Source organism: Streptomyces sp. WM4235 (assembly GCF_001279725.1).
In the GTDB taxonomy this organism is placed as follows: domain Bacteria; phylum Actinomycetota; class Actinomycetes; order Streptomycetales; family Streptomycetaceae; genus Streptomyces.
This window is the reverse complement of the sequence record NZ_LGDE01000229.1, coordinates 1-757: the sequence shown is the minus strand read 5'-3', so window position 1 is coordinate 757 and position 757 is coordinate 1. Positions and strand designations below refer to the sequence as shown.

Sequence of the window (757 nt, the reverse complement as noted above, 5' to 3'; positions counted from 1 at the left end):
CGTCCACCCGGGGCCGGTCCGCGAGCAGGGCTCCGGTGAGGGGCGCGGGCAGCGCCAGGTCGGCGACACCGGTGCCCCTGACCTCGCCGGACAGGCCGAGCAGTTCGCGGCCCGCGTCGTTGATCAGGGTGATCCGGCGCCGGCCGTCGAGCATCAGCAGGCCCTCCCGCACCCCGTGCAGGGCCGCCTGGTGGTAGTCGTACACACGACTCAGCTCGGCGGCGTTCATGCCGTGGGTGTGCCGGCGCAGTCGGGCGTTGACGACGTACGTGCCCACGCCGCCGAGGGCGAGGGCGCCGGCCGCGACCCACACGAGGGCCGAGAGCTGCCCGGCCAGCCGGTCGCTGATCGCGCGGACCGTGATCCCCGCGCTGACCATGCCCACGACGCGCCCGCCGTCCAACAGCGGGGTGACCACGCGGATGGACGGACCGAGGGTGCCGGTGTAGGTCTCGCCGAAGGTCTCGCCCCGCAGCGCCGGGGCGGTGTTCCCGAGGAAGGGTTCGCCGATGCGGCGCGGGTCGCGGTGGGTCCAGCGCCGCCCCTCCGGGGACATGATCGTCACGAAGTCGACGCCCGAGTCGACCCGTACCCGTTCCGCGTAGGGCTGGAGCGCCGCCGACGGGTCGGTCCCGCGTCCGGCGCCCCGTACCGCCTCGACCACCGAGGGCGAGTCGGCGACCGCGCGGGCGACGGCGCCGGCCTGGAGGCGGGCGGCCTCCTCGGCCTGGCCGCGGGCGGTCGCGTAGGCGAAGAC

Annotated in this window: 1 protein-coding gene; it reads right to left on the bottom strand. The window is 76.1% G+C overall.

The features are described 5' to 3' along the window. Positions 1-757, bottom strand: a 757-nt coding sequence (locus tag ADK55_RS17750; protein WP_159041438.1) for a PAS domain-containing protein, incomplete at both ends; no start/stop codon positions are given.